The organism is Pseudomonas putida, from assembly GCF_050990305.1.
Lineage (GTDB): Bacteria > Pseudomonadota > Gammaproteobacteria > Pseudomonadales > Pseudomonadaceae > Aquipseudomonas > Aquipseudomonas putida_AH.
The window spans coordinates 635,226-653,876 of sequence record NZ_CP158817.1 but is presented as its reverse complement, the minus strand read 5'-3'; the positions used below and the strand labels follow the sequence as shown (position 1 = coordinate 653,876).

At 60.1% G+C, this 18,651-nt stretch carries 17 protein-coding genes; 12 read left to right on the top strand and 5 right to left on the bottom strand.

Annotated features, from left to right (window positions below):
- Window positions 1-27: 27 nt before the first annotated feature.
- Both ABTV22_RS02920 and ABTV22_RS02915 read left to right on the top strand, forming a co-directional pair.
- Window positions 28-2,805, top strand: coding sequence for a response regulator (locus ABTV22_RS02920; protein ID WP_433738484.1), 2,778 nt, complete (start codon window positions 28-30; stop codon window positions 2,803-2,805).
- Window positions 2,806-2,868: 63 nt separating this feature from the next.
- Complete coding sequence (locus ABTV22_RS02915) at window positions 2,869-3,465, top strand: MarC family protein (RefSeq protein ID WP_433738483.1); 597 nt, start codon at window positions 2,869-2,871, stop codon at window positions 3,463-3,465.
- Between the two features lie 48 nt (window positions 3,466-3,513).
- Here ABTV22_RS02915 and ABTV22_RS02910 read toward each other — a convergent pair whose 3' ends face one another.
- The 5 genes from ABTV22_RS02910 to cobG all read right to left on the bottom strand — a co-directional run bounded on the left by ABTV22_RS02910 (window position 3,514) and on the right by cobG (window position 8,905).
- Window positions 3,514-4,329, bottom strand: coding sequence for a hypothetical protein (locus ABTV22_RS02910; protein WP_433738482.1), 816 nt, complete (start codon window positions 4,327-4,329; stop codon window positions 3,514-3,516).
- A 194-nt stretch (window positions 4,330-4,523) separates the two neighbouring features.
- Window positions 4,524-6,233 (bottom strand): precorrin-3B C(17)-methyltransferase, encoded by a 1,710-nt coding sequence (gene cobJ / locus ABTV22_RS02905; protein ID WP_433738481.1) that lies wholly within the window; start codon window positions 6,231-6,233, stop codon window positions 4,524-4,526.
- On the bottom strand, window positions 6,233-6,964 hold the full coding sequence (locus ABTV22_RS02900; RefSeq protein WP_433741282.1) for a precorrin-2 C(20)-methyltransferase: 732 nt from the start codon (window positions 6,962-6,964) through the stop codon (window positions 6,233-6,235). Before ABTV22_RS02900 ends, cobJ begins: the two co-directional genes overlap by 1 nt.
- Window positions 6,964-7,590 (bottom strand): precorrin-8X methylmutase, encoded by a 627-nt coding sequence (locus tag ABTV22_RS02895; RefSeq protein ID WP_433738480.1) that lies wholly within the window; start codon window positions 7,588-7,590, stop codon window positions 6,964-6,966. The genes ABTV22_RS02900 and ABTV22_RS02895 overlap by 1 nt, the downstream gene beginning before the upstream one ends.
- Window positions 7,583-8,905, bottom strand: a complete 1,323-nt coding sequence (cobG, locus tag ABTV22_RS02890; RefSeq protein WP_433738479.1) for a precorrin-3B synthase — start codon at window positions 8,903-8,905, stop codon at window positions 7,583-7,585. The genes ABTV22_RS02895 and cobG overlap by 8 nt, the downstream gene beginning before the upstream one ends.
- A 32-nt stretch (window positions 8,906-8,937) precedes the next feature.
- On the opposite strand from cobG, the gene ABTV22_RS02885 reads away from it, so the two are divergent.
- The 10 genes from ABTV22_RS02885 (at window position 8,938) to ABTV22_RS02840 (ending at window position 18,525) form a co-directional block, all read left to right on the top strand.
- Window positions 8,938-9,768 carry a hypothetical protein gene (locus ABTV22_RS02885; RefSeq protein WP_433738478.1) on the top strand — a complete coding sequence of 277 codons (831 nt, stop codon included), beginning with the start codon at window positions 8,938-8,940 and terminating at the stop codon, window positions 9,766-9,768.
- A 117-nt stretch (window positions 9,769-9,885) separates the two neighbouring features.
- Window positions 9,886-11,097, top strand: coding sequence for a precorrin-6y C5,15-methyltransferase (decarboxylating) subunit CbiE (gene cbiE, locus ABTV22_RS02880; RefSeq protein WP_433738477.1), 1,212 nt, complete (start codon window positions 9,886-9,888; stop codon window positions 11,095-11,097).
- Complete coding sequence (locus ABTV22_RS02875; protein WP_433738476.1) at window positions 11,090-12,187, top strand: cobalt-precorrin-5B (C(1))-methyltransferase; 1,098 nt, start codon at window positions 11,090-11,092, stop codon at window positions 12,185-12,187. Before cbiE ends, ABTV22_RS02875 begins: the two co-directional genes overlap by 8 nt.
- The gene (locus ABTV22_RS02870) at window positions 12,184-12,903 is read left to right on the top strand and encodes a cobalt-precorrin-6A reductase (protein WP_433738475.1); all 720 of its coding nucleotides are present in this window, start codon (window positions 12,184-12,186) and stop codon (window positions 12,901-12,903) included. Before ABTV22_RS02875 ends, ABTV22_RS02870 begins: the two co-directional genes overlap by 4 nt.
- 165 nt (window positions 12,904-13,068) lie before the next feature.
- On the top strand, window positions 13,069-13,380 hold the full coding sequence (locus tag ABTV22_RS02865) for a hypothetical protein (RefSeq protein ID WP_433738474.1): 312 nt from the start codon (window positions 13,069-13,071) through the stop codon (window positions 13,378-13,380).
- 47 nt (window positions 13,381-13,427) lie between these two features.
- Window positions 13,428-13,826 carry a DUF2946 domain-containing protein gene (locus ABTV22_RS02860; RefSeq protein WP_433738473.1) on the top strand — a complete coding sequence of 133 codons (399 nt, stop codon included), beginning with the start codon at window positions 13,428-13,430 and terminating at the stop codon, window positions 13,824-13,826.
- A 48-nt stretch (window positions 13,827-13,874) separates the two neighbouring features.
- Window positions 13,875-14,354, top strand: coding sequence for a copper chaperone PCu(A)C (locus tag ABTV22_RS02855; RefSeq protein ID WP_433738472.1), 480 nt, complete (start codon window positions 13,875-13,877; stop codon window positions 14,352-14,354).
- Between the two features lie 21 nt (window positions 14,355-14,375).
- Window positions 14,376-14,834, top strand: a complete 459-nt coding sequence (locus ABTV22_RS02850) for a DUF2946 domain-containing protein (RefSeq protein ID WP_433738471.1) — start codon at window positions 14,376-14,378, stop codon at window positions 14,832-14,834.
- 84 nt (window positions 14,835-14,918) lie between these two features.
- Window positions 14,919-17,036 carry a TonB-dependent copper receptor gene (locus tag ABTV22_RS02845; RefSeq protein ID WP_433738470.1) on the top strand — a complete coding sequence of 706 codons (2,118 nt, stop codon included), beginning with the start codon at window positions 14,919-14,921 and terminating at the stop codon, window positions 17,034-17,036.
- A gap of 109 nt (window positions 17,037-17,145) precedes the next feature.
- On the top strand, window positions 17,146-18,525 hold the full coding sequence (locus ABTV22_RS02840) for a PepSY-associated TM helix domain-containing protein (RefSeq protein WP_433738469.1): 1,380 nt from the start codon (window positions 17,146-17,148) through the stop codon (window positions 18,523-18,525).
- The last annotated feature ends 126 nt before the right edge of the window (window positions 18,526-18,651 follow it).

Sequence of the window (18,651 nt, the reverse complement as noted above, 5' to 3'; positions counted from 1 at the left end):
GGCATCAACCTACGAAGGGATTTCGCCGTGCGCTGGCTCAGGATTGCCATAGGGTTCACCGTCACTCTGCTGACCTTGCTCTGCATGCTCCCGGCTCAGGCCGCGCCAGGCAGTGGCTTGGCGGTATTGCTCGATGAACAGGGCGACTTGCAACTGAGCGACATCCGCTCCGCCCGTTACACCAACCAATTCAGTCCTATCGATCTCGAGCGCGTCACGGCGGCCGAGCCCGACGGTGCGCTTTGGCTGCGCTTTCGCCTTGCCCCCGGTAAACATGAACAGGTACTGCGCGTATTCGCACCCGACCTGGCGCAACTCAATATGTATGTGCTGGACGGCGACAAGCTGATCGAGCAATCAAACACCGGCAACAAACAACCCCAGTCTGACCGGCCACTGCCCAGCAGCGACTTCATGCTGCCATTGCCCCAACTCGACAAACCCCTGGATGTCTACCTGCGACTGGTCTCCGAACACCAGCTGCGCCCCTATATCAGCCTGCAGTCAGCGGTCATGACCGCAGCCGATCAGAGCCAATCGCTAATCTATGGCCTGCTGTTGGGCTGCATTGGCATGCTGATCCTGCACAACCTCATCCGCTACGCCTACACCCGCTCACACAGCGCTCTCTGGCTGGCAGCCTGCGAAGCGCTGCTGATGCTCAGTCTGGTGCTGTTGCTGAATCTGGCAGGGGCCTGGCTGCCACATTGGCAAGCCTTGCAAACACCCGGCGCATACCTCGCCTTGCTGTTGACGGCCCCTTGCGGCCTGATGTTCACCTATCGTTTCTTCGCCCCCCTCGGCCCGCACCCGCTGAACAGGCTGATACTGGGTGAAATACTGCTGATTACTATCTGCAGCTTGTTGCTGCTGTTCGTCAATACACTGCCGCTGAACCTCATCACCTATGGCCTGGTCGCCCTGGCGGGCCTGAGCATGCTGTTCGTCAGCGCCTATCACTGGCAGAAAGGCTATCGACCGGCGCGCCTCTTCGTGGGCGCCATGGTGGCGTTCAACCTCGGAACGCTGATTATCCTGCCCGCACTGCTGGGGCTGACCCTGATCGAACCCCACGGCCTGATCACCACCCTGCTGGCATTCATCTGCATCAGCGGCCTGTTTATGAGCATTGCCCTGAGCGAACGCCAACGCCGCATCACGGAGGACCGCTTCAGCATTAGCCGCGACCTGGCGGCCAGTAATGCCGAGATCAACGCCAAGGCCGAGTTCCTGGCGAAGATCAGCCACGAAATACGTACACCGATGAATGGCGTGCTGGGCATGACCGAGCTGCTGCTGGGTACACCGCTCTCGGTGAAACAGCGCGACTACGTACAGACGATCCATAGCGCCGGCAATGAACTGCTGACGCTCATTAACGAAATCCTCGATATCTCCAAACTCGAATCCGGACAGATCGAACTCGATGATGTGCAGTTCGATCTCAACGCGCTGATTGAGGACTGCCTCAGTATCTTCCGCGCCAAGGCCGAACAGCAGAACGTCGAGCTGATCAGCTTCATTCAACCGCAAGTTCCTCGCGTAATCAGCGGTGACCCGACACGCCTGCGCCAAACCTTGTTGAGCCTGCTTGAAAACGCCCTGAAGAAAACCGACGAAGGCGAAATTCTGATCGTCGTCGCGCTCGACGAGCGCAGTGCAAAACCGCGTCTGCGAATCGCTGTTCAGGACAGCGGCGAACCCATGGACGCCGAGGAGCGCGATGCATTGATGCACGCGGAACTGCACAGCAAAAACTTCCTCTCGGCCAACCGCCTGGGTGGCAATCTGGGGCTGGTCATCGCCCGCCAGCTCATTCGCCTGATGCAAGGCGAGTTCGGTATCAAGAGCGGGAGCAATCAGGGCAGCACCTTATGGCTGACCTTGCCACTGGACCCTGATCGACTGGAGCATCCGACCTCAGACCTCGATGGCCCGCTACAAGGCGCGCGGGTTTTGGTGGTGGACGACAACGACACCTGTCGCAAGGTGTTGGTGCAGCAATGCAGCGCCTGGGGCTTGAACGTCAGCGCGGTTGCGTCCGGCAAGGAAGCGCTGGCACTGCTGCGAACCAAGGCACACTTGCGTGACTATTTCGACGTCGTCCTGCTGGACCAGAACATGCCTGGCATGACCGGCATGCAATTGGCTGCCAAGATCAAGGAAGACCCGAGCCTGAACCACGACATTCTGCTGATCATGCTCACCGGTATCAGCAATGCACCGAGCAAAATCATCGCGCGCAACTCGGGAATCAAACGCATCCTCGCAAAACCGGTGGCCGGCTACACCCTCAAGACGACCCTGGCCGATGAGTTGAACCAGCGTAACAAGGGCCTCGCGCTCGTGCAGCACCTCCCCTCCAGTCCTACACTGCCGGTCAAGGTGCCCAACGATTTCCGCATTCTGGTGGCCGAAGACAACAGCATCTCGACCAAGGTGATCCGCGGCATGCTGGGCAAGCTCAATCTGCAACCTGACACGGCCAGCAATGGTGAAGAAGCCTTGCAGGCGATGAAGGCCCAGCGTTACGACCTGGTGCTGATGGACTGTGAAATGCCGATCCTCGACGGTTTCTCGGCCACCCAGCAACTGCGGGCCTGGGAAGTGGGTAACCAGCGTACTCGTACCCCCGTGGTGGCATTGACCGCGCATATCCTGGCCGAGCATAAGGAACGCGCGCGCCAGGCCGGCATGGACGGGCACATGGCCAAACCGGTAGAGCTCTCGCAGTTGCGCGAACTGATCGAACACTGGGTTGCCCAGCGCGATCTGCAGAACCGGACGGCGACACCAACGTCCTGAGCCGACAGACCCCGCAACGCCTGATAGACTCCTCTCGACTTCCCTCGCCAGTGAGCCTGCACCATGCTCCACGTGTTGTTCAGTGTGTACCTGAAGATGCTGGTGCTCTACAGCCCGTTCTTCGTGTTGTCCTGTTTCATCAGCCTTACCCGCGGTTACTCGCGCAAGGAACAACGTCGACTGGCCTGGAAAGTGGCGATCGCCACGCTGGTCTCCAGCGTCTTGTTGTACCTGTTTGGCCGTGTGATTTTCAGCGTCTTCGGCATCACCGTGGATGCATTCCGTATTGGCGCCGGCAGCGTCTTGTTCATCTCCGCGTTGGGCATGGCACAGGGCAAGTCGGCGGTGCAGACCGACAACGTGCAGCAAGACGTGACCATCGTCCCGCTGACCATCCCGTTGACCGTCGGCCCCGGCACCATCGGTGCCTTGCTGGTGATGGGCGTGGGCCAGCCGCATTGGGACGACAAGCTCATTGCCATTGTCAGTATTGCCATCGCCAGCTTTACGGTGGGCGTGGTGCTGTATCTGTCCAACCATATCGAACGCATTGTCGGCGATCAGGGATTGCAGATTCTCAGCCGGTTGATGGGGTTGTTCGTGTGTGCATTGGCGGCACAGATCATCTTTACCGGGGTCAAGGGCTATCTGGTTCCTTGACCCTCGTTACAGCCTGGCCAGAGTCAACAAAACTCTGGCCAGGCCATGTCACTTACGCCGACTGAAGCGCTTGACCAGAACTTCCTTGCGATGCACGCCTAGATACTCTTCGATATCCGATCTTATTTCCGCATACCGGACCGGGTTGAACGTGATGAACGACTTGCCGTGAAAAACATCGAGGGAAGACGTTTTCCAGTCAACAAACAACACGCCGCCGTCGTCACTCCCCCCTCGATGATCGATGGCCGCTATCGCAATCAGAATAATTCCATTGGGCATCTGTTCGCAGGGAATCGTTGACAGTCGAACACCTTCCGCACTTTTCGACTCGATATTCAACAAGTTGATCGCTTCAGGCTCTTTCTTCAATGCATCCAATGTGGAGTGGGTGACAGCACTCAACACAGCAGCGCCAGGAATAGCGGCTTTTGCTGCCTCGACGGCGGCCTGAATAACATCAACCATGACATTATCCATTTCTAACTTGAGTGCGCTGGCACTGTATTTGGAATAACCCTTGTCTGCCACGAAGCAACCAAGATCTTCCATGCACTTGGCAAACGCGTGATACCAGGCCTCGGGATCGGAAGTTCCGGGCACTTCGTAGTTGGCTTCCATCTTCGACATGGTGATCAGGTTTTCAATGATCGCCATGTTCTCGACGCTGATATTCTTACCGTAGCCAATCAGGCTATTACCCAGCACCAACGCGTCCAACTCTTTGGTGGGGCTGGTGGCCACCGCAGGCACCAGTGACCTGACGCGGTTAATGGCAGGCAATGCAGCCTTGCGTTTATGCAGACACAGTCGGACAAAATCAACACTACGCGCAACACTGACCGAACTTTCAAAAACGTCCATATATAAAATCCCTTTTATTGATTAATTAGCGCTCCATCCCGGAGCGCCACAAAACTACTCCAACTCATCCAGAGCAACAACTTCAACCAAACACAACATATGTAGGCTTTTAAAAACAACGCCAATAAAGATACAACAACCAGATCACCCAACAATGCGGGCAATCTGGCGTGACTCTAAAAAATAAATATCGATTACTGGATGGGCGTTAGCTTGTCGCCATAACTGCGTGGCGTATAGACCCAAGGACTGCCATCGACACGGGGAATCAGCCGCGTCGTCGAAGAGCCGATAAGGACCATGGTCCGCATGTCCACTTGATCGACACTCAACTCCCCCAACGTCGTGACGCGCAAGGTTTGACCCGGACGGCCAATGTCTCGCCCCAGTACCACGGGTGTGCGAGGCTCGCGATGACGGGAAACGATGTCCAGCGCCTGCCCCAGCTGCCATGGGCGCGAACGGGAGATCGGGTTGTAGAACGCCAGGGCGAGATCGGCCTGAGCCGCCAGATCCAGGCGTTTTTCAATGATCGACCACGGCTTGAGGTTGTCGGATAACGAAAGCACACAGAAGTCATGCCCCAACGGCGCACCGGCCTGGGCAGCCGTTGCCAGCGATGCGGAAACCCCCGGCAAGATTTCCAGGTCAACGCGGTGCCACGCCGCATCGGTGGACTCATGAAGCGCTTCGAGCACGGCAGCGGCCATGGCAAAAACGCCCGGATCACCCGAGGAAACCACCACCACTGACCGCCCCTGGGCTGCCAGTTCAAAAGCATGGCGTGCACGCTGCATCTCTTCGCGGTTATCGGTGCAATGCAACACCTGATCGTCGCGAAACGGCCCGGCCATGCGCACGTAGGTTTCATACCCCAACACATCGTTGGCGCGAGCCAGTTCAGCCTTCACCGCGGGCACCATCAATTCAGCCGCTCCGGGCCCAAGTCCCACCACCGCCAGACGACCACGAGGGCGACCGATCTGCGATAGATCCAACGGTTGTTCGGCGACTGCAATGGCCAGGCTGTTGTCGCCCAGAATGGCGACAGGCTGCCCGATAGCGTTGCAGGCCAGTTCACCGATATCCGCCCCAGCATCGGCAAATCGCAACGGCACACCCAGTTCAAGCGCTGCTGCATGAAGCACCGGGTTAGCCATTTCAGCATCGGCCGCCAACAGACACGCCACCGATTGCACAGCGATTGCGGCCTTATGTAATGCCACACGGATCGTATTCGGCAAATCAGTAACGCCAGCGCTGATCGCCACCAGCACATTGCGCGGATAGATCAGCAATTCGTTGTCCGCCGGTACACGCTCGACATGGCTGACATGCACCGCCAGTCGTGCCTGGGCATCCTCAGGCAACTGCGCTTGCGCCAGCCACGGTGCCGCCCCTTCGATACGTACCGTTTCACCAGCCAGCAAGTCGGAAACGAAACGCTTGCCCAGCTCCAGATCGCCCAGTGCATAGCCGCTGGGTGGATTGAGCAGGCAAGTGCCAAAACGCAGCTCACCGCTGGTGGTGATGGCCGGTTTGACATCGAAATGTGCGGCGATTTCTCGCGCCATCACATTCACACCGCCCAGCCCCCCCAGCAACGGCACCACCGCACTGCCGTCTTCGGCCACAGCCAGCACCGGTGGTTCAACACCTTTTTCCAGCAGCAACGGCGCCAAAGTGCGGATGACGATACCCGCCGCACACAGGGCAATGATCGGCGTGTCCTGTTGATACAGCTCGCGCAGGGTCGCGCCGAACTCGTGATACACACGGTCCGCCCCCTCGACCCGCCCGGCCAAGCCGTGGATCAGCGCTCCAGGATAAAGCACTTGAATGTTGCGAGCAGTGGCGAGGCTGCCCTTACCGAGAATGACAATCGCCGGAACTGAACGCGTCATCAGCCTTGCCACCTTTCGCCGGGAACGATGATCAACGAGAAATACGGTGAGGACATCGGCTCGACCTGATCCAGCGGCACGATTTTCTGGTTAGCCATAGTCGCGCGCTCGACATAGAGCGCCCGCTCGGCCAATCCGAGCTCCTCCAGCACCTGACGGACCTTGGGAAAATTGCGGCCCAGCTTCATGATCACGGCGGCATCGGCATCGGCCAGGCGACGCTTGAGCTCGTCGTGGGGCAGCACGCCGGACAACACCGACAGGCTCTGATTGCGATACACCAGCGGTGCACCGAGTACCGAAGCCCCGCCGAGCATCGAACATACGCCCGGCACGACTTCGGCCTGATAGCGCTCGGCGAGCCGGTCATGCAGGTACATGTAGGAACCATAGAAGAACGGATCACCCTCGCAGATCACCGCTACATCGCGACCGGCATCGAGGTGTGCAGCCAGTTCTTCGGCAGCATCATCATAAAAATCACTGATCACTTGCTCGTACGAAAGCGGTGCCGGCAAGGCTTCAGTGGTCACCGGATACACCAACGGCAGCAGGTTCTGAGCGTCTTGCAGATGCGACTCGATGATGCCGAACGCATTACCCTTCTTACCCTTGGCGACGAAGTACGCCACCACCGGCGATTCGCGCAACAGGCGTAAGGCCTTGACCGTGATCAGTTCCGGATCACCAGGGCCAACGCCAAGGCCGATCAATCGTCCAGGTTGCTGCATCATTCGATCTCCGTGGCGAGGGCATTGACGGCGGCGGCGGCCATGGCGCTACCGCCCAGGCGGCCTTGCATGATGACAAACGGCACGCCGCGACTGTCCGCCGCCAGCGCTGCCTTGGACTCGGCGGCACCGACGAAGCCCACCGGGAAGCCGAGGATCAACGCCGGTTTCGGTGCTCCGGCATCGAGCATTTCCAACAGATAGAACAGTGCGGTCGGGGCATTGCCGATCACCACCACGCTGCCTTCCAGGTGCGGCCGCCACAGTTCCAGCGCTGCGGCGGAACGGGTGTTGCCCAACTCACGGGCAAGCTGCGGAACGCTTTCATCACGCAATGTGCAGATGACCGGGTTGTTGGCAGGCAATCGCGCGCGGGTTATGCCTTCGGAGACCATCCGCGCATCGCACAGGATCGGCGCACCGGCTGCCAGCGCATCGCGCCCGGCCTTGCCCGCGCCTTGGGAAAACTGCAAACCGTCGATAGCGTCGACCATGCCGCAGGCGTGAATCACCCGCACCGCGAGTTTTTCCAGATCGGCCGGAATTCGCGCGAGGTTGGCCTCGGCGCGAATGATCGCGAAGGAGTTGCGATAGATCTCCTGACCGTCGCGGATGTAATCAAGCATCAAGGGGGCTCCGTGAGCGGGCGTCGAGCAGGGCTGCGACCGCTTCAATAGTGAGATTGCGTGCATGCAACGCGCCGAAACCCGACTGCGTTGCTTCGCGAAAATATAAATCGTAGTGGCCAGGCGCGACGGCCAGCAATGTGGTGGGGGCAATATGCGCGGCGGCACAGGAGCGCGGGCAACCGCTCAAGTGCACACTAAGCGCGAGCCCATGCGTTTGCAGCAGCGCGGCCAGTTGCAGGGCATCGCCCTTGGTCTCGGCCAGGCTTTTGCCGCAACCGTTTGAACCGGTGCAGGCGATCAACCGGGTCAGCGGCTGATCGGCATTGCACGACAGGCCCAGCCGTGCCAGGCGTCGAAGAACTTCGGCGCAGTCTTCGTTGCGGATATTGGGCAACAACAGACTTTGCCACGGGGTGAAGCGCAGACTGCCGTCGCCGAACTCGTCCGCCAGTTGCGCAACACCTCTGAGCATCACCGGGTCAAGTCGTCCCAGCGGCGGCACCGCTCCCACATAGGCAACACCGGTCTTTTTCTGGGGATGAGCGCCGATGTGCAGAGCGCTCGCATCCGCAAGGCGCCGCCAATCGATAACGGCCTGAATGGACACACGCTCGGCCAGTCGGGTCAGCAGATGTTCGATGCCGTGCTCGGCCAGCAAATGACGCATCCGCGTTTGCTCGGGACGCGCCAGCTCCAGGAACAACTCAAGGACCGCCACCACCAGCTCATGACCATCGTCGAGCGAGACCGACCCTGCGGGCGCGTCCGTGGGGCAACCGGCCAGACCGAACGCCAGTCGTTGTTCGCCGTTTTGTTCAAAGGCCGATAACCACAAGTCGTGGGGATGTTCGAGCATCGCCAGGGCCTCACCGCCATCGAGCTGCACGGCAAATTTGGCGCTGAGGTCATGGAAGCGTTCGTGTCGTTGCACTGTGGCGAGAATCTGTTCAGCCAATGGCCGAGTGTCGAACAGCATCTGCCGATCGAGGCCGGCCACGGGGCTGAGCATCAGATTGCGTACATCGTCACCCGCGGCATGGCTGGGGCCCAACCCGGCGGCAAGCAAGCTATCGATCAAGGCAGCCTGCTGGTTGCCAATTCCACGAATCTGCAAATTGGCGCGATTGGTCGCCTCGATCACACCACCGGCATATCGCTCGGCTGCGTCAGCCACAGCGATCACTTGCTGTGCCCGGATGAAGCCACCGTTGAGCTTGATCCGGCAGATACCGCCGTCCAAAGCCTGGACGATACGCAACAATCCCGGACAGGCCGAAGGGCGTAAAGGACTGGATTTGGGACGAAAGTTCACAGGATGACCGGCACTGGACGAAGGGCAGCATTATGCCTGCTTTGTCCGGCGGGATGAAAAGCGCAGGCAGTTTGACGACGAAAAGCGCAGGCGACAAAAGCTCACAGCCTGAATCAATTGCCCCAGGCGCGCTCATTCAATCCGTGCACGGCCCCCTGTACTTTTCCAAGGCACGCCAATCATCACGTTTTCATATCTCAGGTAAAAACATGGACAGTAAACGACCGAATGGAATATTGACCGGGCCCAACCTTGTTTCATGCATAGGCGATCTTTCAACGCAAGACTACGACGACCTCGGTCATTGCACACAGATCGCCACAGCGTCCGCCGATAGGCTCTGTAGCCGATTCGCCGATTCGGCCAAGTGGCTGCATGAGTACATAGTCACCCTGGATTTTTTTGGCTGGTCGGTGTTTGAAGGGGCCATTACTACCCGCACGCGTCACGACCTGACGGCAAGCGTTGCAGACTTCCTGGTCCAGAGCGCTCAACGCATGCAGGACTCCCGACAAGGCAACGCCATGATCGACACACTCGACGCGCTCAAACCCGACAAGCCGGCGCTCTATTCACTGGATGAAGAAACTCTCATGGGGCAGCGTTTTCAGGTCATGCCTGTCCGGTACGACTCGAAGGGTTTTCTTGAGCTGGCCGTCTTTAATCTTGAATTGATGACTCATACGAGAAAAAGCAATTTCCTGTTCCTGGATTGGGAAGAACAGGCCACCACCATCATCCAGCAACGGGCGTACCTCAAGCTGGACAAACGCATACTCGAAACAAGAAGAACGCTCATCGATAAAAAGAGGCGCGAGATCGGAATGAAGCGATTCGAACTGCGCAAAGGCCAGGCAGGCTGATTTTCCTGCGACGTTAAAAGGCGTCTATCACTGTCGGCGCGTTATGATGCACAACCGCCAGACCGATGCCGGCCGGCGCGGTAATGATCAGGCTTCGATTGAACGTAGAGGAACAGCATGACCCCCTGGCTGACAGTGGTAGGCATCGGTGAAGACGGCTTCAAAGGGCTTGGCAAAAATGCCCGACATGCCTTGCTGAATGCTTCGCGGATTATTGGAGGACAACGACAACTGGATCTGTTGCCAGCCTGCATCCGTGGCGAACGGCAGTTGTGGCCCAGTCCTTTCAGCCTTGAACCGGTCTTGGCCAGGCGCGGCGAGCCCGTCTGCGTTCTGGCCAGCGGCGACCCCATGTTCTTCGGAGTGGGCGCCAGTCTCGCCCGGCAGTTGCCCGGCGATGAAATGCAGGTTCTGCCCGCCCCTTCTTCCTGCTCGTTGGCCGCTGCCAGAATGGGCTGGCCCTTGCAGGATGTGGTCACACTGTCCGTCGTTGCCCGCCCCGTCGCCGCACTCAGCGCCCAGTTATCCGGCGGCGTGCGCTTGCTGGTGCTGAGCAACGACGGTCGCAGCCCCGCTGCTATCGCCGCGCTGTTGCGTGAACGGGGGTTCGGCCCCAGCCGCCTCACCGTGCTCGAACACCTTGGTGGAGAAGCCGAACGGCGTATCGACGGCATCGCCAGCGACTGGACCGATCCTGACATCGCCGACTTGAACCTGATCGCCATCGACTGCATCGCCGAACCGAATACCCCACGACTGTCGCGCCTCGCCGGTTTACCCGACTCGGCGTTCAAGCACGACGGCCAACTGACCAAGCGCGACGTCCGTGCGATTACCCTTGCCCGCCTGGCCCCTCTGCCCGGTGAATTGCTGTGGGATGTCGGCGCCGGCAGCGGATCGATCGGTATCGAGTGGATGCGTGCGCACCCCAGTTGCCGGGCCCTGGCCATCGAGGCCGACGAAGGACGCCAGCAATTGATCGAGCACAACCGCGAAACCCTTGGCGTGCCCGGCCTGCAACTGATTCGCGGCCGTGCACCGCATGCCCTCGAGGGGCTTGAACGCCCGGACGCCATATTCATCGGCGGCGGCGTCACCCGCGAAGGCGTGCTGGACAGCTGCTGGGCCGCCCTCAAACCGGGCGGTCGCCTGATCGCCAACGCGGTCACGCTGCAAAGTGAAATCACCCTGATGGCGTGGCGCGAACAGCATGGCGGCGAGCTGACGCGCATTCATATTGCCCAGGCGCAACCGCTGGGCGATTTCGATACCTGGCGCCAGGCCTTGCCTATTACCGTACTGGATATGACGAAGCCTCTCGATGCGTGACGAAACTGGCGAACAGCCCGCGCCGCTACGCAGCGGCCTGACCACCGGCAGCTGCGCCACGGCGACCAGCCTTGCGGCCGCACGCCTGCTGCTTGCCGGTACGGTGGCTGACGCGGTGCAAATCATCTTGCCCAAAGGCAAGCAGGTACAAATGCGCCTGGAGTTCTGTCGGCTGACGGACGACTTCGCCGAGGCTGGCACGATCAAGGATGCCGGGGACGATCCCGACGTCACCCACGGCGCCCTGCTCTATTCCCAAGTTCGGCTGCGCGCCGAGCCGGGCGTTGCTTTCCATGCCGGGCGTGGTGTCGGAACCGTCACTCGCCCAGGGTTGGTGCTGGGTGTCGGCGAGCCGGCGATCAATCCGGTGCCGCGTCAGATGATCACCGATCATCTGACACGACTCGCCGGTGAGCTGGGCTATAGCGGCGGCTTCGAAGTCACGGTCAATGTCGAAAACGGCGAAACCCTGGCACTGAAAACCATGAACCCGCGTCTGGGCATACTCGGTGGTTTGTCGATCCTCGGTACCAGCGGCATTGTCCGGCCGTTTTCCTGTGCGGCGTACATTGCCTCGATTCACCAGGGCATCGATGTCGCGAAAACCAACGGTTACCTGCACATCGCGGCCTGCACCGGCAACGCCAGCGAAGACACCATGCGCCGGGTCTACAACCTGCCGGAAATCGCCCTGATCGAGATGGGCGACTTCGTCGGCGCAGTGCTCAAGCATCTGCGCAAGGTGCCGGTGGACAGACTCAGCATTTGCGGCGGCTTCGGCAAGATCAGCAAACTGGCGGCCGGCCATATGGACTTGCACAGCCGGCACTCAAGTATCGATCTGCCGCAACTGGCCGAATGGGCCGCCGCGGTGGGTGCCGATGCGACGCTGCAACAAGGCATCCGCGACGCCAACACCAGTCAGCAAGCCCTGGCCATGGCCAGCGCAGCCGGGGTCGCCCTGGGTGATGCGGTGTGCCGGCACGCCCTGGATTTTGCCCGCAGCGTGGTGCCGGCACAGGTGCAAGTCGAAGTGTTTGCCATCGATCGCCAGGGCGGGATCGTTGGACATGCCGGAGTTTTTCAATGAAACGCATGCTGTTGCTGGGCGGAGTGACCGAAGCCCTGGCCATCGCCCGCACCCTCGGGCCGGAACACATCTACAGCCTGGCCGGCATCGGCCGGGTGCCAACGGACCTGACTTGTCAGGTCCACGTTGGTGGTTTTGGCGGTGCCGAAGGCCTGGCTCAGTTCATCCGCGACGAACGGATTGACCTGCTATTGGATGCCACCCATCCCTACGCCGCCAAAATCAGCCAAAACGCTGCGAGCGCAGCGCGCTTGAGCGGCATTCCCTGCTGGGCGCTGCGAAGACCCGCCTGGCAGCCCCAAGCCGGAGACGACTGGCGCGACGTCAGCGACTGGGCCGAACTGATCGAAGCCCTCAAACCCTTTCGACGCCCCCTGTTCACCCTGGGTCGCGAGCCTTTGCAGCACCTGGACGAAATCCCGCCGGAACAATTCTGGACCTTGCGCGCACTGGACGTGTATCCCGGCAACGAACGCTGCGAAGTGATCGGCGCGCGCGGCCCCTTCCTGATCGACGATGAACGCGCGCTGTTCGAACGTCGGCAGATCGACGTGCTGATCAGCAAGAACAGCGGCAGTACCGCGACCGAGCCGAAGTTGGAAGTGGCACGCGAGCGCGGGGTGCCGGTGCTGGTGTTGACGCGGCCGGTGTTGCCGGGGGTTGAGCGGGAGTTTGGGTCGGTGACAGATATCTTGGCGGCAATGACTGGCACATAACCTGTCGCAGCCAGATGCAGGCTCCGGCAGCGGATACAAACGAGCAAAACGTCCTACATAAATATCGGATCTTTCACACGGTGTCATCCAAAACGGCTGACTTGCCTGGGCTCAAACTTATCCTTACTTTTGCCAGCGCCGCGAATGTAGCGCCCGGAGTGTCGAATGACCGAACAATTCACTCGCTTCGATATCAGTGAGTATCTTCTGACTCCTACCGATCTGTGGAATTACCTTAAGGCCAGTGAAGAGGAAGACGTGGGAGACGGGCGCTTCATTCGTGTCGCGCTCAGAGACGTCAAACACGCTATCTGTGCACGAATCCAAAGTGACCCAAAATTTGCCCAGGCGTTACGAAATGAAGTCGCTACACTCTTTAACAAAGGCGAGCCAGAAGCAGCTCGCAGGATGCTTCACCTGTTAACTCAAGCGCTGCGACACCACACCGCACGTCGCTTTTTTACTTATCGGCATTGATCAGGCTAAATAGCCGCGCCTGATCGCCCACCCAATGGATCTGTCCCATGCACCGACAACGGCTCGCAATTGCCTGGATAGCCTGCTTCGCAGTGCTGTTCAACCTGCTCGCCATGCCGATGTCCGCAGCAATGGCGCAGTCGGCGAAGTCGCCTGCCGAACAGCTGTTGTGGGGAAGTTTTTGCTCCGCCAGCGGCACCAAGATGGTCGCGATATCCCTGGGTGAGGTCGAGAAAAAAGTCTCGCAAAACGACGATCATTCCAACATGCAGCATTGCTGGTGCTGTTCAGGCTCCGCGCCCGTGGTGGCCTTGCCCGGACATGCTCCATCGTTGTATTTCGCACAATTCGAAGCCAATCGAAGCCTGCCCCCCGCCTCACTCAACACGCCGACACCGCGTCAGCAATGGCCGAACCTCAACCCCCGAGCCTCCCCTCTGGTGTGATTCCTACTCGCAATTGACCTGCGTTTCGAATCGTTCTGGAGAACCATCATGCTGAACAAACTCATCGTTGTGGCCGCGTTGCTGCTGCCTGCCTGCTTTGCCAATGCTCACGAATACAAAGTCGGGGAACTGCACATCGCCCACCCCTGGTCGCAAGAACTGCCGCCCAACGCACCGAACGTCGCGGCCTATTTCGTGATTCACAACGAAGGTAAAACTGCCGACCGGTTGCTCAGTGTCGACTCGCCGATTGCCGGCGTTGCGCAATTGCACGAGCACGTGATGCAAAACGATGTGATGAAGATGGAACACGTGCCGAGCGTCGAAGTCCCTGCCGGTGGCGAAGTCACCTTTGCCCCCATGGCCTATCACGTGATGTTGCTGAACCTGAGTGACCGCAGCCTGCTGAGCGATGGCAAGCGTTTTCCCATGACCCTGCACTTCGAGAAGTCCGGTGACGTGACGGTCGAGGTGGCGGTGCAGAAGCAGGCACCGGACGACATGCACAAGCACGAACACGCCCAGTAACCGCCTGAGCCAATCACGCCCATGCGCCCGCTCAGCGACAGCTCATCCGGCTCCCGTCGTCAGCCTTTGGAACTGACACGGGGCAGCTGGATCAGCCTGTTCGCCATGCTGATGATCTTTATCGGTCCGCTGATTTCCCAGTCGATGCCGATGGATCACCGCGCCCAGGCATTGATGAACACTTCCATGAACATGTCGATGGACATGAACATGGATGTGTTGGCGATGGAGCACGCCGATCACGGTGTTCAACCTGACGCCGAGCATTGTCCACCCAAGGCCGCGCATCACGTTCTATGGGAGAAATGCGGCTATTGCAGCCTGCTGTTCAACTGCCCGGCGCTCACCGGTGGCGCGTCGTTCGCAGCGTTCGACACTCCGACCGTCAACACTTTCACTACGCCCTTCCCCCGCCAGGGTCATGCCCGGCAAACGTTCGTCCCCGGCGCTCGCACCCGCGCCCCGCCCATCGTCACGTAAACACCTCCCTCAGATTGCACACGGTTTTGAAGACAGCTTCAGGCTGCCGGCCGTGTCGTTTACGACTGTTCGATGGAATTTGTCATGTCCAGGTTTTCTGCTGTCCCACGCTTGAGCCCTGCCCAAGCCTTTAATGCCCAGAACGACGCGAGCGCTCGTTTCAGGCACGCCACCGCCATTCTGTGCGGTGCCCTGCTGTCGCCCTCGGCGTTGGCCGATGAACAGGCCGGCCACAGTGAAGAACTCAGCCCGACGGTGATCACCGCCATTGCGCCCAGTTCACCACTGACTATCGTCACCAACCCCAAGGATCCGCGCCAACCGGTTCCGGCCAGCGACGGTTCTGACTATCTGAAAACCATCCCCGGCTTCGCCCAGGTGCGCAATGGCGGCACCAACGGCGACCCGGTATTGCGCGGCATGTTCGGCTCACGACTGAACATCCTCACCAACGGCGGCATGATGCTCGGTGCCTGCCCCGGCCGGATGGATGCGCCAACGTCGTATATTTCACCGCAGACCTACGACAAACTGACCGTGATCAAAGGCCCGCAAACCGTGCTCTGGGGACCGGGCGCCTCAGCCGGCACCATCCTCTTCGACCGCGAGCCAGAGACCTTCGGCGAACTCGGCACACGGGTGGACGCCAGCCTGCTGGCCGGCTCCAACGGTCGCTTCGACAAACTGGTGGACGTCGCTGCCGGCGGGTCACTGGGTTACGTGCGGGTCATCGGCAACACCGCGCAGGCCGACGACTATCAAGACGGCAACAACGAGACCGTGCCGTCTCGCTATGACAAATGGAACGGCGATGTAGCGCTCGGCTGGACCCCGGATACCGACACCCTGCTGGAGTTGACGGCGGGCAAGGGTGACGGCGAGGCCCGTTACGCCGGGCGTGGCATGGATGGCTCGCAGTTCAAGCGCGAAAGCCTGGGCCTGCGCTTCGAAAAGTCCAACATCAGCGACGTGCTGGAAAAGCTCGAGGCGCAGGTCTACTACAACTACGCCGACCATGTGATGGACAACTACACCCTGCGAACCCCGTCCGGTACAGGAATGATGGCGGGGCCAATGGCGTCCAACGTCGACCGCCGCACCCTTGGTGCTCGCATCAAAGGCACCTGGCACTGGGCCGATGTGCAGGTGATCGGCGGCATCGACGCGCAGACCAACGAGCACCGCCAACGCAGTGCCATGGGCATCGATACCTACAAGGACCTGCCCTATACCAAGGACGCCGATTTCCATAACTACGGCGTTTTCAGCGAAGTGACCTGGTACGCCGCCGACCGTGATCGCCTGATCAGCGGAGCACGGCTGGATCGCGCTTCAGCCAAGGATTACCGGCAGAGCACCGGGTCGGGGATGATGACCCGCCCCAATCCCACCGCAGGCGACACCCGCGCCGATACGCTGCCGAGCAGTTTCATCCGTTACGAACACGACCTGGCCGACAGTCCGACCACGCTGTATGCGGGGCTTGGGCACGTCCAGCGTTTCCCGGATTACTGGGAGCTTTTTTCGCCTAACGCCGGTCCCGCCGGGTCAGTGAATGCCTTTGATTCAATCAAGCCGGAAAAAACCACTCAGCTCGATTTCGGCCTGCAATACAAGACGGCTGACCTCGACGCCTGGGCCTCGGGCTATGTCGGCCAGGTGCGCGACTACATCCTGTTCGACTACACGCCCGGGATGATGGGCATGACCTCGCAAGCCGAGAACATCGACGCGCGAATCATGGGCGGTGAGTTGGGCGCGGCCTACAACCTGACCGCCAACTGGAAGGCTGACGCGACCCTGGCTTATGCCTGGGGCAAGAACAGCAGTGACGGCAGCGCATTGCCACAAATGCCACCGCTGGACACACGTTTTGGCCTGACCTACAGCGAAGACAACTGGAGTGCGGGCGCACTGTGGAGAGTGGTCGCCGCACAAAACCGTATCGATCAGAACAAAGGCAACGTGGTCGGCAAGGACTTCGACAAGACTCCGGGGTTCGGCGTGTTTTCGCTTAATGGCGCCTACCGGATCAACCAGCACTGGAGGGTCAGCAGCGGCGTCGACAACCTGTTCGGCAAGGCTTACGCCGAGCACTTGAACCTGGCCGGCAACGCCGGTTTCGGCTTCCCGGCCAATGACCCGCAAGCCATCAAGGAGCCGGGGCGAACACTTTGGACCAAGGTGGACATGAGCTTCTGACAACGCGCAGGCAGGCCGCTCTTTTGTAGGAGCGAGCCTGCTCGCGATCGGTTGCACGGCAACCGCCAACCCAACAACTAAAAGATCCAAGCCAAGCGGAGCACACGTGATGAAACAGCCAAAAGTGAATTTCTATAACCTGGCCTGGCGCTGGCATTTCTATGCCGGACTGTTCGTGGCGCCATTCATGGTGATGCTGGCCCTGACCGGCACCATTTACCTGTTCAAGCCGCAACTCGACTCACTGATGTACAGCAACTGGCTCAATGTGCCGGCCGGGCATCACACCGTCGCGGCCGATGACCTGATGAAGCGCGTCAAAGACGCGTATCCACAGGGCACGATCAAGCAATACCTGCCACCGGTGAACGCCGAGCGCAGCGCCCAATTTGTCGTGCTCGATGGCGACAAGGAGCTGAACGTCTTCATCGACCCGTACCATGGCGACATCCTCGGCGAGCAAGACGCCAAGAAAAACCTGCAAGCCATCGCCCGATCGATTCACGGTGAACTGATGATCGGCACGGTGGGTGACCGGCTTATTGAACTGGCCGCTGGCTGGGGCATTGTGCTGGTGGTTTCCGGGGTCTACCTCTGGTGGCCGCGCGGCCAGGCGGCAGGCATTCTGTGGCCACGCCTGAGCAGTCGCGGCCGCGTGCTATGGCGCGACTTGCATGCCGTCACCGGGTTCTGGGGCGCATCCTTGTTGCTGGTGATGCTACTCAGCGGCATGACCTGGACCGGTTTCTGGGGCCAGCAATTCGCCGGTGTGTGGAACGTGTTCCCGGCGGCCATGTGGGATGACGTGCCGAAGTCCGATGTGGAAGCGCGCAGCCTCAACAGCGCCACGCAACAGACCGTGCCTTGGGCCATGGAAAATACCCCGATGCCAATGTCCGGCGCCCACGCCGAGCACATGGCTCACGACGGCGCGCACGCCGCTCCGGCGGCGCCGACCATCAGCCTGCAAGACGTGCAAAACATCGCCACGCAGAGCAAGGTCGAACCGGGCTACAGCATCACCTTGCCGAAATCCGCGACCGGCGTGTTCACCATCTCGGTGTTCGCCGATGACCCGCGCAACGACGCCACCCTGCATGTCGATCAGTACAGCGGCAAGGTCCTGGCCGACGTGCGCTTCGAGCACTACGGCACTGTCGCCCGCGCCACGGAAATCGGCGTGATGCTGCATGAAGGCAAGATGTTCGGAGTGGTCAATCAGATCATCGTGCTGCTGATTTGCCTGATGATCCTGCTCAGCGCCGTCAGCGGCGTGGTGATCTGGTGGAAGCGTCGTCCGCAAGGCAAGCTCGGCGTACCGCCGCTGCGTCATGACCTGCCGAAATGGAAAACCGCCATCGTCATCATGTTCGCCCTGGCAGTCGCGTTCCCGCTGGTAGGTGCTTCGCTGGTGGCGGTCTGGGTGCTCGACAAGCTGCTGCTGTCGCGCTTCACCCGGCAAACTGAGAGCGCCTCAACTTCATCATGAGACAAGCGAGATGCGCGGGGCTCAATGGGCTGTAAACTCCCCCGCGCTGCCCTCTGACATCTCAGGGTTCCTTTCCGTCCCTTTCGCGGGCAAGCCTCGCTCCTACGATGGTCCAATGATCACCTG

Coding starts and splice junctions, on each gene's coding strand:
- ABTV22_RS02850 (WP_433738471.1), top strand. CDS start 14,376: ATGCGCCCGCTCAGCGACAGCTCATCCGGCTCCCGTCGTCAGCCTTTG.
- ABTV22_RS02845 (WP_433738470.1), top strand. CDS start 14,919: ATGTCCAGGTTTTCTGCTGTCCCACGCTTGAGCCCTGCCCAAGCCTTT.
- ABTV22_RS02875 (WP_433738476.1), top strand. CDS start 11,090: ATGCGTGACGAAACTGGCGAACAGCCCGCGCCGCTACGCAGCGGCCTG.
- ABTV22_RS02895 (WP_433738480.1), bottom strand. CDS start 7,590: ATGCTTGATTACATCCGCGACGGTCAGGAGATCTATCGCAACTCCTTC.
- ABTV22_RS02900 (WP_433741282.1), bottom strand. CDS start 6,964: ATGCAGCAACCTGGACGATTGATCGGCCTTGGCGTTGGCCCTGGTGAT.
- cobJ (WP_433738481.1), bottom strand. CDS start 6,233: ATGACGCGTTCAGTTCCGGCGATTGTCATTCTCGGTAAGGGCAGCCTC.
- ABTV22_RS02865 (WP_433738474.1), top strand. CDS start 13,069: ATGACCGAACAATTCACTCGCTTCGATATCAGTGAGTATCTTCTGACT.
- ABTV22_RS02870 (WP_433738475.1), top strand. CDS start 12,184: ATGAAACGCATGCTGTTGCTGGGCGGAGTGACCGAAGCCCTGGCCATC.
- cbiE (WP_433738477.1), top strand. CDS start 9,886: ATGACCCCCTGGCTGACAGTGGTAGGCATCGGTGAAGACGGCTTCAAA.
- ABTV22_RS02915 (WP_433738483.1), top strand. CDS start 2,869: ATGCTCCACGTGTTGTTCAGTGTGTACCTGAAGATGCTGGTGCTCTAC.
- ABTV22_RS02885 (WP_433738478.1), top strand. CDS start 8,938: ATGCCTGCTTTGTCCGGCGGGATGAAAAGCGCAGGCAGTTTGACGACG.
- ABTV22_RS02840 (WP_433738469.1), top strand. CDS start 17,146: ATGAAACAGCCAAAAGTGAATTTCTATAACCTGGCCTGGCGCTGGCAT.
- ABTV22_RS02860 (WP_433738473.1), top strand. CDS start 13,428: ATGCACCGACAACGGCTCGCAATTGCCTGGATAGCCTGCTTCGCAGTG.
- ABTV22_RS02855 (WP_433738472.1), top strand. CDS start 13,875: ATGCTGAACAAACTCATCGTTGTGGCCGCGTTGCTGCTGCCTGCCTGC.
- ABTV22_RS02910 (WP_433738482.1), bottom strand. CDS start 4,329: ATGGACGTTTTTGAAAGTTCGGTCAGTGTTGCGCGTAGTGTTGATTTT.